We start from the raw sequence: 14,324 nt of genomic DNA, 5'->3' as shown, positions 1-14,324 counted from the left end.
GCGTCGCGCGAAGGCGAGCATCAGAACTGTTCGAGTCGGTCAGCAAATCATCCGACCTGCACAGCGCCAGCCCGTATTGCTGCCCGCCAGCCAACCCTTGTGGAGATCCCAACATGTTCAGTCTGGAAAACACCGCAACTCCCGCCACGTCGACGCTCGACGAACTCGTTCCCTCACGTTACGCGTTGAAGGTGGGCGATATCGAGGTGCTGGTGGTCAGCGATGGCGTGCTGCCGCTGCCTACCCAGATGCTTGGTCACAACGTCCAGTCGTCCGAACGCGCGGCGTGGCTCGACAAGATGTATCTGCCGCAGGATGCGTTCGACTGGGCGTTGAACGCGATGGTGGTGCATAGCGGCGACCGCACCATTCTGGTCGATGCCGGCCTGGGCATGGACCCGGACCTGCATCTGCCGCGCGCTGGTCAACTGATCCATCGGCTGGGTGCGGCCGGCATCGATCTGGCCGAGGTCACCGACGTGGTGATCACGCACATGCACATGGATCACGTCGGCGGCCTGCTGGTGGATGGCGTGAAGGAGCGTCTGCGTCCGGATCTGCGCATCCACATCGCCGCGTCCGAAGTGGAGTTCTGGAAGTCGCCGGACTTCACCCACACCAACATGCCACAAGGTTTCCCGGACGCGCTGCGCGCGACCGCCAAGCACTTCTGGGCCGAGTACAGCGATCGCGTGCACACCTTCGAGGACGAACGCGAAGTGGCGCCAGGCGTGATCATTCGCCGCACCGGCGGTCATACGCCGGGTCACAGCGTGGTGCGTCTGGCTTCCGGTGGCGAAGCGCTGACCTTCGCCGGTGATGCGGTGTTCGCGGTCGGTTTCGAGCAGCCGAATTGGTACAACGGTTTCGAGCATGATCCGGAAGAGGCGGCGCGCGTGCGCATTGCACTGTTGAAGGATCTGGCCCGCACCGGCGAGATGCTGGTGGCGACCCACCTGCCGTTCCCGTCCGTGGGTCGTGTGGCCGCCGATGGCGACACCTTCCGATGGGTTCCAGTGTTCTGGGACTTCTGACGCTGAAGCAGTCCAGTGAACCGGAGCACCGTGTGAGACACCGGAATCCTCCATCGTCAGGATCGCAATCGTGATGGCGTGCTCGATACACGTGTGTTGGCCGCATCGCCGCAACATTCACTCTCGCGAAACAGCCAGGGGACCAGCATCGTCGCGGCCTTGAAACAGGCGATACGGTGAGTCCGGTGCGTGGCCGCAATCGCCCCCGGTCCTGCCGCGTCGCATGTGCGAACATGCGTCGTGGATCGGGTCTTGGCCCAGCCGGGATGTGGCCGATGAGCGGAGTGCAAGCATCATGAAACGGTTTCTCAAGTGGTTCGTCGGCGTCGTGGTCGTTCTGGTCCTGGGCGCGGTGCTGTTCCTCTATTGGCCGCTCTACAAGCCGGCCTCGCCGGAGGCGGAGAACGAACGTCCGGTGGACGTGGTGCTGGTCGGCGGCGGCATCATGAGCGTCACGCTGGCGACGTTCCTGCAGGAGCTGGAGCCAGGCTGGAAAATCCACTTGTACGAACGGCTCGACGATGTGGCGCTGGAGAGTTCCAACGGCTGGAACAATGCGGGCACCGGCCACTCGGCCTTCGCGGAACTCAACTACACGCCCGAGCTGCCGGATGGATTGATCGAGACCAAGCGGGCGGTGGGCATCGCCGAGCAGTTCGAGGTCTCGCGGCAGTTCTGGTCGTATCAGGTGCGCGACGGGCGCTTGGGGAAGCCTACGGATTTCATCAATCCGACGCCGCACATGAGTTTCGTCTGGGGCGAGGATCGTATCGAGTATCTGCGCAAGCGCCACGCCGCGCTGATCAAGAATCCGTTGTTCTACGGCATGCAGTTTTCCACCGATCCGGCGCAGATCCAGCGCTGGGCGCCGCTGGTGATGGAAGGGCGCGATCCCAAGCAGAAGGTCGCGGCGACCTACATGCCGCTCGGCACGGACGTGAACTTCGGCGTGATCACCCATCAACTGGCCGACGCCCTGCGCAAGAGTCCCAACTTCCAGCTGCATGTGCGGCACGAGGTGCGCGGGTTGTCCCAGAATGACGACAAGACCTGGGATGTGACCGTCAAGGATTTGCAGAGCGGGCGCGAGCAGACGATCAAATCCCGCTTCGTCTTCATTGGCGCCGGCGGTGCCGCGTTGAAGCTGCTGCAGATGTCCGGCATCCCGGAATCGAAGAACTACGCCGGCTTCCCGGTGGGCGGACAGTTTCTCGCGTTCCGCGATCCGGCCATCACCAATCGCCACCAGGTGAAGGTGTATGGCATGGCCGAAACCGGATCGCCGCCGATGTCCGTGCCGCATATCGATGCGCGCAAGCTCGACGGCAAGCCGGTGGTGCTGTTCGGCCCGTTCGCGCTCTACAGCACCAAGTTCCTCAAGGAAGGGTCCTGGTTCGATTTGTACTCCTCGGTCAACCACGACAACGTGGGCGGCATGATGCGTGTCGGCGAGGAGAACCTGGATCTGGTCAAGTACCTGATGCAGCAAGCCGCGCTGGACGACGATGATCGGCAGGCCGAACTGGTCAAGTATTTCCCCAAGGCCAAGCGCGCGGACTGGCAGTTGATCACCGCGGGCCAACGCGTGCAGATCATCAAGCGCAATCCCGAGACGGGGAAGACCACGCTGGAGTTCGGCACGGAAATCGTCACCGACAAGGACCACACGATTTCGGCCCTGCTCGGCGCATCGCCCGGCGCATCGACTTCGCCGCCGATCATGCTCAAGCTGTTGGCGCAAGCCTTCCCCACACAGATGGAAGGGCCTTGGCGGACGCGCATCACCGACATCGTCCCCAGCTATGGTCAGGAGCTCAACAAGAGCGCGGTGCTGACCAACCGCATCCGGCGGATGACCAGCCAGACACTGCAGCTGCCTTTCATCGAAGTGCCCGAGGGGCCGGGTGCCGGTCTACAACCGACTCCTGCCGCGGAACCGAAGGTGCAGCCCCAGCCCGAAATCGTGCCGGAGGACAAGCGCGAGGAAGGCAACAAGGAGATGCAGTCGCTCTGATGCCTTGCGAGGCAGGCGCTGCCTGATCGCGATCTGGCAGCGCGACGCGCTTGGATGCTGATTGTCCAGGCGGGCTCGTATTCGATGCCTACAAGACTCCGCCATTGTTTTTCGACTGTTTGGGTTGTCAATGTGCTTCGTGACCGTGGTGGCGCAACCATTTAGCGGTGGATAGGCGTCGGTGCTGGTTTGCGGTTGCCGCTGCATGGATTCATCACGACCAAGCTCATCAGTGCGTGCCGCAGACACTCGATATTTCATGATGACAACCGACCCCAAGCTTACGGACACGAACACCAAGACCATCGACATCGACGCGCCGCCATCGCTCGTCTGGCGCGCGCTCACCGATCCGCATGTCATGCCGGCATGGATGTCCGACGAGCCGCTGGAGGTGGAGACGCATTGGGAGATCGGCGGCCCGATCGTGCTGCGCGGCATTCTGCATGGCAGATTGCGGTTTGAGAATCGAGGCGTCGTGCAGGCATTCAAGCCAGAACGCATGCTTCGATACACTCATTGGAGTACGCTCTCGCGGCGAGTGCTTCCGGATGTTCCCGGGAATCACGCCATCTTCTCGTTTTCCCTGGCGCCGTTGGCGGACGGTACGCGATTGGTGCTCGTGCTCGGCAATCTGGCTGACCAGGCGGTGTACGGCCATCTCAATTTCTATTGGGACGTCACGCTCATGATGCTGAAGCAGTTTTGCGAGACCGCGAGGATTGCCGAAGGGTGACCGAAACACTGCATGCCTGGATGAGCGAACTGGAGCGCGATCGCTCCTTGTTCGAGCCGGATAAGCTGCGCCAGCGCCTGGATGTGCTGGATCGCCTGGAGAACTATCTCGTGGGCGCGCCGTGGGAATATCAGGAACGGATAAAAATCCTTTCCGCTGAGCTTGAAGAGGCCAACCAGCGGCTCTACCAGTCAATGCGCCAAGAGATACAGCGCGGCAAGGGTGCGGAGACGTTGCTCGAATGGGCGCGCGCGATCGACTCCGATGCGCTTGAGGAGCTTCGAGTCGATGGCGAGCGTTATGACCATCTCGATGCGCTGCTCGCCGGTGTTCTGCAACTGGAGGCTCCCGCTTCCGATGTCGCGGAACCGCACGAGGAGATGGTGTTCTATCAACCGACTCCGGCGCGCTACATTTTTGAATTGATTCGCCGCGCCGGGATTTCCGAGCGGGATGTGCTGATCGATCTGGGATCCGGCCTGGGGCATGTTCCGCTTCTCGTCGCCATTTGCACGGGCGCCCGCTGTATCGGCATCGAGTGGGAAGCGGCTTACGTCGATTGCGCGCGGCGTTGCGCGAACGAGCTGAATCTGCCCGGTGTGACGTTCATCCAGCAGGATGCGCGCGAAGCCGATCTGTCGACGGGAACGGTGTTCTATCTGTACACGCCGTTCAAGGGGGCGATGCTGAGTGAGATGCTAGCTGTCCTCAAGTGGGAGGCCCCTGCCCGCGAGATCCGCATCTGCACGCTTGGGCCATGTACCGAAATCGTGGCGCGTGAGCCATGGCTCGAGAGGCTCGACGTGTCGAGCGCCGACACGCTCGCCGTGTTTCGCAGCCTCTAAGAGCGATATTCGCTTGCCCGTACCCGGGTGATCCCGGATTCCTTCGCCCGCACGCGAGCGGATTGATCCTGTTTCGGCGTTGATTCCGAGTATGGCGGGAGAGTGCTTGATCGCCTCGGCTCGGAAGTGACCGGCAGGTCACGTCCTTGCGTGTTCAACACAACCCAGGGAGACAACAATGAATGGCTTCAAGATCCCCGCATTGGTCCTGAGTGGACTCATGTTTCTAAGCACGGCCGCGCATGCGGGCAATACGAATCCGTGGCCCGTGTCCATCACCTATCAATTTAATTCCTATACCGCGACGGGCACGCTGACCGGTGCGCGCAATGCGCCCGGTACGCATCAGTACATCGGCTGCTGGATCAGCGTCAAAACGGTTCCCACCAAGACGGTGACGGCCTATTGCCACGCGCAGGAAAGCGAGTTCTACGGAATGTATTGTTCGTCCACGGACCCGGACATCATCGCGACGGTCCGTTCGATCACGCCCGCCTCTTTCATCACCGTGACGATGGGCGAGAAGGTGGATACCTGCACGAGCCTGAGCGTGGGAAATTCGTCCGCTCAGTTGCCATAACCGAAGACTCGCGCATACCGGCGGTTTTCGTCGGGAGATTCAGGCCAGGAGTCCTGAATCTCCTCCGGCGGCGCGAACGGCGCTCACTCCTGCAAAGCAGGCCTGAGTTCGCCGCCACCCTTCGCGCGTGGTGTCGACGGAAAGAACAACGCGATCGCCGCCGCCGCGAGACCCACCGCCATCGAGCCGATGTACAGCCACGTGTAGCTTCCGTAGCGGTCGTACAGCCAGCCGCCGATCAGCGGTCCGAATGCCATGCCGAGGCTGGAGAGCAGCGTGGCCGCGCCCAGCACGGTTCCGAGGATGAGAGGGTTGAACGCATCGCGCGCCAGCGAGGCGTACAGCGGCATGGTGCCGCCATAGGCCATGCCGAAGACGATCGCCACCGCGTAGAAACCGTCGAGCTGGTTCACGCTCAGATAGGTCGCCGCCGCGAAGGCCTGGATCAGCAATCCGGCGACCAGCACCGGTTTCGCGCCGAGCCGGTCGGCGAGCACGCCGAACAGCAAGCGTCCGCCGAGTCCCGCCGCGCCTTCCATGCTGTAGATGGTGACGGCCGCGGTCACGGACAGGCCGCAACCAACCGCGTAACTCACGGTGTGGAAGATCGGTCCTGAGTGCGCGGCGCAGCAGGCGAAGAAAGCCGCACCCAAGACGATGAAGGCCTTGGAGCGCAGCGCCTGACCGACGGTCATCGCCGGCGCGGCGCCTCCGTTCGTGGCGTCGATCGCGTGTGCGGGCACGGTGCGCAGGAACCAGATCACCGGCAAGGTCAGCGCCCAGGCCAACCCGCCGACGATCTGCAAGGTCACGCGCCAGTCGTAGTGGCTGACCAGCCAGGCCACCAGCGGCGAGAGCGTCATCGGTGCCATGCCCACACCGGCCGACACCAGCGAGATGGCCAGATTGCGGCGTCGCTCGAAGGACGCCGCGGTGGCGGCGATCACGGGCGCGAAGAAACTGGCCGCGGCCACGCCCAGCAGCACGCCGTAGGTCAATTGGAACTGCAACAGGCTGCCCGCGTGGCTCGCCAGCATGCAGGCCAGCCCCAGCAGCAGCGAACCAGCCAGCACGACCACTCTCGGCCCGAAGCGATCGCTCAGCGCGCCCCAGCCGGGGCCGGCGAAACCCATGCTGAGGAAGGCCAAGGTCATCGCGCTGGACAGGCCGGCGCGCGACCAGCCGGTGGCGGTGCTCATCGGTTGCAGCAGCACCGCCAGCGAGAACACCACCCCGACGAACACGCATCCGATCAGCGCGCCGGCCGCGACCAGGGCCCAATTGCGATCCAGGGAGGGGGCAGAACCGGCCGTTGGCGTATTCATGAATGAGGATTTCCTGGTGGGCTTCTTCCACGACGAAGCAACGTGCCGGAAATCGACATCTTTTTGAGCGGCTTATCGATGGCCTAGCCGCCGCCCTTCTGCAAGAACCGCAGGATCCAGCCATTGATGTCCTCCGGCTGCGCCATCGCCGCGATGTGGTCGGCGCCCGGCACCACCGCGCCTTCCAGGCCCGGCATCCGCTTGCGTGCCCGCTCCAGCATCTCTTGAGGCACGTACAGCCGCTCCGCATCGCCGATCAGCAGCAACGTGGGTGCGCGGATCGCACGCAGTTCGCCGCGACCGAGCACCGCCGGCTTGATGACACTCACCTGTGAGAACGCGCCGGACATCGTCACGCCCATCAAGGCGGCCCACTTCATGTCGCGCGGCCGGATGCCTAGGTCCGCCATGCTCGCCGTCTTCTTGCTGCGCGTCAGGCGACGCAGCAGATTCACGAGCGGACGCTTGATCCGCGCCGAATAGATCAGCTTCCAGAACTGCGAGGCGAACGTGCCGACCGGACTGATGAGCACCACGCGATCGATGCGCTCCGGCGTCAGCGAGGCCTGATTCAATGCCAGGAAGCCGCCGAAGGAACAACCCACGATCGACGCGCGCCGGATGTCGAGGCCGTCAAACAATTCGTTGAGCCATTGCGCGTATTCATGTCGATTGCGCAGGCGGCGATTGGCCCATCCTTTGCCGGGTTGACCGATCACATCGACCGCATACGTGCGATAGCGACGGCTCAGCTCCTCGATATTCAGACGCCACACAGTCGCCGTGGCGGCGAAACTCGGCAGCAGCACAAGCGGCGGCGCACCTGGCGAACCGCTGACGATGACGTGTGTGGATCCCCATCGTGTCGGAACATCGAATTCCTCGTAGGGAACCGGCCAATCCTGGAGCACCGCATCGTAGGCCGCCAAGTACCGCTGCCGGGTCTCATCGCTCTTGAACACGGGAAGCGCTTCGGCTGGACGCATGGTCATCACCTCGAGAATGGCTGGTGTTTTTAGCGAATTTCGGGCATTCGCGGCAGTCTTTGCGGGTGCGCGGGGATCGTCTACTATTTCAGTGCGGGGAATCGAGCGGATCATCGAATCGACAGCGGCCTTGTCTCACGGGCTGTATCAGGGGATGGGTCTCACGCCAGGAGGCGGCATGAACAGACCTGTGGCAGTACGCAAAGACCATCAGCTCTGGATGACTCTGGTTGCGCTTCTGATCATCGCCTTCTTCGTGTTGCGCGCGGGTGTTTCGGAAACCTTCGACGTCACATCGATTCCGGCGGCGCGCGCGAAACAGCTGATCGACCAGGGCGCCGTGGTCGTGGACGTGCGTGGTCCAAAGACCTATGGCGAAAGCCACATCCCGGGTGCGATTTCCGTTCCGCTTTCCGCATTGGAAACCGCGATTCCGCGATCGCTGGCGGATGCCAAGACCAAGGCCGTGGTCGTGTATTGCGGAGACGGCGTCACCATCGGTCCCAAAGGCACGGATCTTTTGAACAAGGCCGGCTATCCGCAGGCGGTCAATCTGGAAGGTGGTTTCAAAAGTTGGAAGAACGCGGGTTACGAAGTTCGATAAATCCTCGCGGCCCCATCAAGACGACATGACGAAATATCTCATGCGCCTCCAGCGCATGACGTCGCATTCCCCTCTAGAATGCGCGGGTGCTTCGATCCCGCGCCCTCCACGCCCCCATGCAACGCCTGGCCTTGTTGGCCATGCTGCTGTTGGCATTGTTGCCGACGGCGGGCCGGTTGTTGCAGCCGGTGGCGCAAGACATGCCAAGCGGCTTGGGCGCGATCTGCACAACGGCGGGATTGAAGTACGTCGATCTGGCGCTGTTTGGCGCGACAAACCCGCAGCATGGTGATGCGCACGACCGGTCGGCGCATGGGCACGACGGCTTCGACTGCGACTACTGCCCGCTGCTGGCCTCGCTGGTCGTGGCGGTGCTGTGGTTGGCGCTGGTGGGATTGCTCGCGGCCACGCGAGCGTTGCCGTCGCAGTGGCGCGCATGCGTGCCGCAATGGTTTCTGCCTTACGGCCTCGGTTCACGAGGCCCGCCGCTCGTTCTCTGAAACACAAGCCCGTTTCTGACTCCGCGCGGCATCGCATGCCGTGCGTCTTGTGATTTTGGAGATTCCATGTCGACTTCCTTCGATGCGGCGACGCGTTCGCCGCTGCCGGCGCATATCGCCGGTCGTCTTGCGCTTGCCGGTGCGATCGCCTGCATGCTTTCGATGCCGGTGCTGGCGCAAGAGACCTTGTCCGATTCAAATACGCCAGACTCAAACACGTCCAACTCGAATACCCGCGATCCGCGCATGCTCGATGCCGTCGTGGTGACGGCCGCCGCGCCAACGGCGCCGCTGGTATTCGAAACCGATCCACGCCTGCCGCGACAGCCCGTTCCGGCCAGCGACGGTGCCGATTATCTGAAAACCATTCCCGGCTTCACCGCGATCCGCAACGGCGGCAGCAACGGCGATCCGGTGCTGCGCGGCATGTTCGGTTCGCGCTTGAACCTGCTCAGCAACGACGGCGCGATGCCCGGCGCGTGTCCGGCGCGCATGGACAATCCGATGTCCTACGTGGCGCCGGAAACCTACGATCGTCTGATCGTGATCAAGGGGCCGCAGACGGTGCAGTGGGGCCCGGGCGCTTCCGCGGGCACGGTGCGCTTCACGCGTGAACCCGAGGTGTTCGACGCGCCGGGCATGCGCCTACGCGGCAGCCTGCTCGCGGGCGCGAACGGGCGCAACGATCAGACTCTCGACGCCACCGCCGGCACACCCACTGTCTATGCGCGGATCGGCGCCAACCGTTCGCAGGCCGACGACTACCGCGACGGCAATGGTGACATCGTCCCGTCTCTTTGGAAGAAATGGAGCGCGGACGCGAGCTTCGGCTGGACGCCGGATCGCGACACGCTACTGGAAGCCAGCGTCGGCGCGGGCGACGGCGAAGCGCGTTATGCCGGTCGCGGCATGGACGGCGTGCAGTTCCGGCGCAGCAGCTACGCGTTGCGGTTCGAGAAGAAGAACCTCGGCGGCGTGCTCGATGCGATCGAGGCCAATGCGTATTCCAACAACGCCGATCACGTGATGGACAACTACACCCTGCGCGATCCCAACCCGATGGGACCGATGCCGATGGCGATGGCCTCCAACGTCGATCGCCACACCACAGGTGGCCGCGCGGCCGCCACGTGGAAGCTGGGGCAATGGGACATCGTGACCGGCCTGGACACGCAGCGCAGCCGCCATCGCGAACGCAATGCAATGGGCCGCGACAGCGTGCGCAAGCTACCGTGGCAGACGGATGCCAATTTCTCCAACTTCGGTATGTTCTCGGAGGCGACCTGGCGCATCACCTCGCAGCAGCGTCTGGTCGCGGGCGCGCGCGTGGACCGTGCGCGCGTGCGCGACGAGCGTGAGAGCGTCGGGATGATGGGAATGCCGAATCCGACCACGGGCGAAACGCGGCGCGACACATTGCACAGCGGGTTCCTGCGTTTCGAACAGACGCTCTCCGATCCGTCGCTGACCTGGTACGCCGGTATCGGTCATGCCGAACGCATGCCGGATTACTGGGAACTGTTCTCGCCCAACATGGGGCCGGCCGATGCGGTCAACGCGTTCGCCGGCGTCGCGCCGGAAAAAACCACGCAGCTCGATCTCGGTCTGCAGTATCGCGGCACGCGCGTGTCGGCGTGGGTCTCGGCCTATGCCGGCCGCATTCGCGACTACATCCTGTTCACCTATCACGAAGGCGGCATGATGGGGGCAATGAGCAGTGTCGCCAACGTCGATGCGGCCATTCGCGGCGGTGAGGCCGGCATTGAATTCAGGCCGGCGGCGAACTGGAAACTCGAAGGCACGCTCGCCTACGCCTGGGGTGAAAACCGGGATGCGGATACGCCGCTACCGCAAATGCCGCCATTGGACGCGCGCCTGTCGGTGGCCTACGACACCCGCACCTGGTCGTTCGGCGCCTTGCTGCGCGGCGTCACCGAACAGGATCGGGTTTCGATCGGCCAAGGCAACGTGGTCGGCCGTGATCTCGGCAAGAGCGCGGGTTTCGTCACGATGGCGATCAACGGCGGTTATCGCTTCGACGAACGCCTGCTGCTGACCGCCGGCATCGACAACCTGTTCGACCGCGATTACAGCGAGCATCTGAATCTTTCCGGCAGCGCCGATTTCGGCTATCCGGCCGACCCGGTGCGCATCCATGAGCCGGGACGCACCGGCTGGCTGAAGCTGACCTACTCGTACTGAGCCCAAAAAAAGCCCCCTCTCCCGTTTGCGGGAGAGGGGGCCGTGGGAGAGGCTGCGTCTGAAAAACGGGATTACTTGGTGATGTCGACGTCCTTCGTCTCGCGCAGGAACAGCGAGCCGATCACGAAGGTCATCAGCGCGAACACGATCGGATACCACAGACCGGAGTAGATGTTGCCGGTGGCCGCCACGATCGCGAACGCGGTGACGGGCAGGAAGCCGCCGAACCAGCCGTTGCCGATGTGATAGGGCAGGCTCATCGAGGTGTAGCGGATGCGGGTGGGGAACAGCTCCACCAGCCAGGCCGCGATCGGGCCGTACACCATCGTCACCAGCAGCACGAGATAGGTCAGCAGCGCGACCACCACCGGCTTGTTGATCTGCGCCGGATCGGCCTTCTCCGGATAGCCGGCGGCCTTCAGCGCGTCGCCGAGCTGCTTGCCGAAGGCCTCGGACTGCGTCTTGAACGCGGCGCTGTCGAGCGTTTCGCCCTCGAAGCTCGTCAGCGTGGTGCCGCCGATGGAGACGGTGGCGAGGCTGCCGGCCGGCGCGGCGGTGTTGGTGTAGGGAATGCCCTTCTTCGCCAGTGCCGCCTTGATGATGTCGCAGGACTGCTTGAAGGTCTTCTTGCCGACCGGATCGAACTGGAACGCGCAGCGTTCGGGATCGGCATTCACCGCCACCGGCGAGGCCGCCACCGCCGCTTCCAGCGCCGGGTTGACGCTGTGCGTGAGCGCCTTGAACGTCGGGATGTAAGTGATCGCCGCCAGCAGGCAGCCGGCCATGATGATCTTCTTGCGGCCGATCTTGTCCGACAGCCAGCCGAAGAAGATGAAGCCGCCGGTGGCGATCGCCAGCGCGATGGCGATCAGGATGTCGGCGGTGTTGGCCTCCACGCCCAGCGTCTTGGTGAGGAAGAACAGCGAATAGAACTGTCCGCCGTACCAGACCACGCCCTGGCCCGCGGTGGCGCCGAGCAGGGCCAGCAGCACCAGCTTGCCGTTGCTGCTGAAGAAGCTTTCGGTGATCGGCGCCTTCGAGCCCTTGCCCTCGGCCTTCATCTGCTGGAACAGCGGCGATTCGGACAGCTGCAGACGGATCCACACCGAGATGCCGAGCAGGACCACGGAGACGATGAACGGAAGCCGCCACGCCCACGCCTCGAAGGTTTCCTTGCCGAAGTAGTTGCGGCAGGCCCAGATCACCAGCAGCGACAGGAACAGGCCGAGCGTGGCCGTGGTCTGGATGAAACTGGTGTAGAAGCCGCGCTTGCCGTGGGGCGCATGCTCGGCGACGTAGGTAGCCGCGCCGCCGTATTCGCCGCCGAGTGCGAGACCCTGCAGCAGACGCAGCAAGATCAGGATGACGGGCGCGGCGAAGCCGAGCGTGGCGTAGCTGGGCAGGATGCCGACGAGGAAGGTCGACAGGCCCATGATCACGATGGTGACGAGGAAGGTGTACTTGCGCCCGACCAGATCGCCCAGGCGCCCGAACACCAGCGCGCCGAACGGCCGCACTGCGAAGCCGACAGCGAAGGCGAGCAGGGCGAAGATGAACTGACTGGTCTCGTTGAGGCCGCCGAAGAACTGCTTGCCGATGATCGCGGCCAGCGATCCATACAGATAGAAGTCGTACCACTCGAACACGGTGCCGAGGCTGGAGGCGAAGATGACCTTCTTGTGGCCCTTGGTCAGCGGCGTGCCCGGTGCGTTTGCGGTGATGGTGGACATAGATGAGGCTCCATGAGTGAAGAGCTTGAATCTTTGGTGATATCGCTTGGGCCACCCACTGGGATGGGTATCGTTTGCCATCCATGGCGCAAGGGGATCGGCTTTCGAAAGCGCCGGCCCGGCCATCCTTGGCCGGGCGTTCGGGAACGCAGCAGACGCCTTGATGGCGTCCGCTAAGCGCGTTCCCTCACCCTTAGAAGTTGTATTTGACGTGCGTCTGCAGGCGATTCAGATCGCCGCGGTCGCCGCTTTCGATTTCGCGCTGGCCCCAGATCAGCTCGGCGCCGACATCGAGCTTCGGCAGTGGCGTGTAGATCAGGTTGATGTGCGCCGATTGCGCCGCCTTGGTGATGCCGACACCGGTGAGCGAGGTTTCGTTGTCGTACTCGGCGCGCGAATAGAAGATGTTGCCGCGCAGCTTCGGACTGAAGACGTGGCGCCAGCCGACGAAGCCGGCGATGACGTCGATGTTCTCCAGATCGCCGTCGGCATCGAGCACGGCATCGTTGTTCAACGCCAGGCCGATGTAGCGGCCGATGCCGGTGCCGCCGGTGATCATGTAGCGGATGTCGTCGCTGGCGCCGACGTTCCACTTGCCCGACAGGCTCAGGCCATAACCGGTGGTGCTGTCATGTGCGCCCGGGACACCGGGTGTCTGATATTTCAGCTGTCGCGCCAACGCGCCGACGCTGAAATGTCCCCAGTCGCCCTTCATCGTGTAACGCGCGGTCACGTCGGGCATCGCGCCGTCGTCGCCCTGGATCTGCGCCATGTTGCCCTGATAGGGCGTGTACACGGTTTCGGGATTCTCGATCGAGAACGACCACGGCCCGCTGGTGTAGCGCAGCTGTGCCTGGCGCACGAACACCGTGCCTTCCGTCGGGCCGAGGAAGTCGACGGTGTCGGGCAGTGCGTTGGTGTCCTGGAAGTTGGACCAGGTTTGACCGGCCAGCCACTTGTTCCAGGTCACGTAGGCGTGGCGCAGCGTGAGCGCGTAGGTGTTGGTGGCGACTTCGTTGCCGGTGAAGCTGGTGGTGCCGCCGCCGAACAGATCGAATTCGAGATAGGCCTTCAGCTTGTCGCCGCTGTCGAGCTGGGTATCGGCACCGAACCAGAAGCGCGAGAAGTAGGCGCCCATGTCGGTGTCGGCGCCGCCTTCCTTGGTGTGTCCGCCGCCGACCGGAATTGCCTTGGGCACGTAGAACAGGCGGCCGACGGTGCCGTCGGCGATGTCGCCGTCGTTGGTACTGGTCACCGACGCGTCGAGCTTGATGAAGCCGCCGTAGCTGAAGGTGGTGCCCGGATTGGCGCTGGCCATGATCGTGCGGCTTTGAATAGGCTCGCCCTGGATCGGCTGCTTGCCGGCCGGTGTCGCGGGTGCGGCCGCGGGTGCCTGCGCTTGCGCGGTTTTCACCTCGGTCAGCTGCGTCTGCGTGTCGGCCACGGTGGCTTGTGTCTGCTGCTGTTGTGACATCAATTGCTGCACCATCTTTTCCAGCTGCGCTACGCGTGCTTCGAGTTCGCGCTCCTTGGCGGTTTGCGCCAGCGCCATCCCCGGCGCCAGCAATGCGATCGACATGGATAGGGCGAGCACAGATGCCGCGGGGACGCGGCGAGTCGGTACGACGACAGGCAGGCGCCTGCCAACAGCAGTCGGCATCGTCATGGAATTCCCTCCGGTGGGCCTCGCGTCGGGCCCGTCGTACCGAAGGTTGCGCGCGTGTGAAGATGGCGTCGATTCGCCATTGGTCGAATCGTGGCCGCCCAA

At 63.6% G+C, this 14,324-nt stretch carries 12 protein-coding genes; 8 read left to right on the top strand and 4 right to left on the bottom strand.

The genetic code is table 11. The features are described 5' to 3' along the window. Positions 1 to 113: 113 nt before the first annotated feature. The 5 genes from LG367_RS00115 (at position 114) to LG367_RS00095 (ending at position 5,209) form a co-directional block, all read left to right on the top strand. Positions 114 to 1,034 carry an MBL fold metallo-hydrolase gene (locus tag LG367_RS00115; RefSeq protein WP_226467186.1) on the top strand — a complete coding sequence of 307 codons (921 nt, stop codon included), beginning with the start codon at positions 114 to 116 and terminating at the stop codon, positions 1,032 to 1,034. A gap of 295 nt (positions 1,035 to 1,329) precedes the next feature. After that, positions 1,330 to 3,048 carry a malate dehydrogenase (quinone) gene (mqo, locus tag LG367_RS00110; protein ID WP_264179735.1) on the top strand — a complete coding sequence of 573 codons (1,719 nt, stop codon included), beginning with the start codon at positions 1,330 to 1,332 and terminating at the stop codon, positions 3,046 to 3,048. A 232-nt stretch (positions 3,049 to 3,280) separates the two neighbouring features. Then, positions 3,281 to 3,784 carry an SRPBCC family protein gene (locus LG367_RS00105; protein WP_226467185.1) on the top strand — a complete coding sequence of 168 codons (504 nt, stop codon included), beginning with the start codon at positions 3,281 to 3,283 and terminating at the stop codon, positions 3,782 to 3,784. Further along, positions 3,781 to 4,629, top strand: a complete 849-nt coding sequence (locus LG367_RS00100) for a class I SAM-dependent methyltransferase (RefSeq protein ID WP_226467184.1) — start codon at positions 3,781 to 3,783, stop codon at positions 4,627 to 4,629. The genes LG367_RS00105 and LG367_RS00100 overlap by 4 nt, the downstream gene beginning before the upstream one ends. Before the next feature lie 178 nt (positions 4,630 to 4,807). Then, on the top strand, positions 4,808 to 5,209 hold the full coding sequence (locus LG367_RS00095; protein WP_226467183.1) for a hypothetical protein: 402 nt from the start codon (positions 4,808 to 4,810) through the stop codon (positions 5,207 to 5,209). Positions 5,210 to 5,292: 83 nt separating this feature from the next. On the opposite strand, the gene LG367_RS00090 is transcribed toward LG367_RS00095, so the two are convergent. Together LG367_RS00090 and LG367_RS00085 are read right to left on the bottom strand one after the other, a co-directional pair. Beyond that, positions 5,293 to 6,534: an MFS transporter gene (locus LG367_RS00090; protein ID WP_226467182.1), complete on the bottom strand. Its 1,242-nt coding sequence runs from the start codon at positions 6,532 to 6,534 to the stop codon at positions 5,293 to 5,295. Positions 6,535 to 6,617: 83 nt separating this feature from the next. Beyond that, positions 6,618 to 7,520 carry an alpha/beta fold hydrolase gene (locus tag LG367_RS00085; RefSeq protein WP_226467181.1) on the bottom strand — a complete coding sequence of 301 codons (903 nt, stop codon included), beginning with the start codon at positions 7,518 to 7,520 and terminating at the stop codon, positions 6,618 to 6,620. Between LG367_RS00085 and LG367_RS00080 the strand changes: the two genes are divergently transcribed. The 3 genes from LG367_RS00080 (at position 7,519) to LG367_RS00070 (ending at position 10,826) form a co-directional block, all read left to right on the top strand. Continuing rightward, positions 7,519 to 8,124, top strand: coding sequence for a rhodanese-like domain-containing protein (locus tag LG367_RS00080; RefSeq protein ID WP_226467180.1), 606 nt, complete (start codon positions 7,519 to 7,521; stop codon positions 8,122 to 8,124). The genes LG367_RS00085 and LG367_RS00080 overlap by 2 nt on opposite strands. A gap of 116 nt (positions 8,125 to 8,240) precedes the next feature. Continuing rightward, the gene (locus LG367_RS00075) at positions 8,241 to 8,624 is read left to right on the top strand and encodes a DUF2946 family protein (RefSeq protein WP_226467179.1); all 384 of its coding nucleotides are present in this window, start codon (positions 8,241 to 8,243) and stop codon (positions 8,622 to 8,624) included. A 246-nt stretch (positions 8,625 to 8,870) separates the two neighbouring features. Then, on the top strand, positions 8,871 to 10,826 hold the full coding sequence (locus tag LG367_RS00070) for a TonB-dependent copper receptor (protein ID WP_226467938.1): 1,956 nt from the start codon (positions 8,871 to 8,873) through the stop codon (positions 10,824 to 10,826). Positions 10,827 to 10,897: 71 nt separating this feature from the next. Here the strand turns inward: LG367_RS00070 and LG367_RS00065 are convergent, their stop codons facing one another. Together LG367_RS00065 and LG367_RS00060 are read right to left on the bottom strand one after the other, a co-directional pair. After that, positions 10,898 to 12,556 (bottom strand): MFS transporter, encoded by a 1,659-nt coding sequence (locus tag LG367_RS00065; protein ID WP_226467178.1) that lies wholly within the window; start codon positions 12,554 to 12,556, stop codon positions 10,898 to 10,900. A 193-nt stretch (positions 12,557 to 12,749) separates the two neighbouring features. Continuing rightward, positions 12,750 to 14,135 (bottom strand): DcaP family trimeric outer membrane transporter, encoded by a 1,386-nt coding sequence (locus tag LG367_RS00060; protein ID WP_226467177.1) that lies wholly within the window; start codon positions 14,133 to 14,135, stop codon positions 12,750 to 12,752. Positions 14,136 to 14,324 lie beyond the last annotated feature (189 nt).

The organism is Luteimonas panaciterrae (genome assembly GCF_020511115.1).
Classification (GTDB): domain Bacteria; phylum Pseudomonadota; class Gammaproteobacteria; order Xanthomonadales; family Xanthomonadaceae; genus Luteimonas; species Luteimonas panaciterrae.
This window is presented reverse-complemented; position numbering and strand designations above follow the sequence as displayed.

Bases quoted from the DNA above. Each gene is read 5' to 3' on its own strand.
- LG367_RS00115 (WP_226467186.1), top strand. From the start codon at position 114: ATGTTCAGTCTGGAAAACACCGCAACTCCCGCCACGTCGACGCTCGAC.
- LG367_RS00070 (WP_226467938.1), top strand. From the start codon at position 8,871: ATGCTCGATGCCGTCGTGGTGACGGCCGCCGCGCCAACGGCGCCGCTG.
- LG367_RS00085 (WP_226467181.1), bottom strand. From the start codon at position 7,520: ATGCGTCCAGCCGAAGCGCTTCCCGTGTTCAAGAGCGATGAGACCCGG.
- LG367_RS00095 (WP_226467183.1), top strand. From the start codon at position 4,808: ATGAATGGCTTCAAGATCCCCGCATTGGTCCTGAGTGGACTCATGTTT.
- LG367_RS00080 (WP_226467180.1), top strand. From the start codon at position 7,519: ATGGTCATCACCTCGAGAATGGCTGGTGTTTTTAGCGAATTTCGGGCA.
- LG367_RS00065 (WP_226467178.1), bottom strand. From the start codon at position 12,556: ATGTCCACCATCACCGCAAACGCACCGGGCACGCCGCTGACCAAGGGC.
- LG367_RS00090 (WP_226467182.1), bottom strand. From the start codon at position 6,534: ATGAATACGCCAACGGCCGGTTCTGCCCCCTCCCTGGATCGCAATTGG.
- LG367_RS00060 (WP_226467177.1), bottom strand. From the start codon at position 14,135: ATGTCGATCGCATTGCTGGCGCCGGGGATGGCGCTGGCGCAAACCGCC.
- LG367_RS00075 (WP_226467179.1), top strand. From the start codon at position 8,241: ATGCAACGCCTGGCCTTGTTGGCCATGCTGCTGTTGGCATTGTTGCCG.
- mqo (WP_264179735.1), top strand. From the start codon at position 1,330: ATGAAACGGTTTCTCAAGTGGTTCGTCGGCGTCGTGGTCGTTCTGGTC.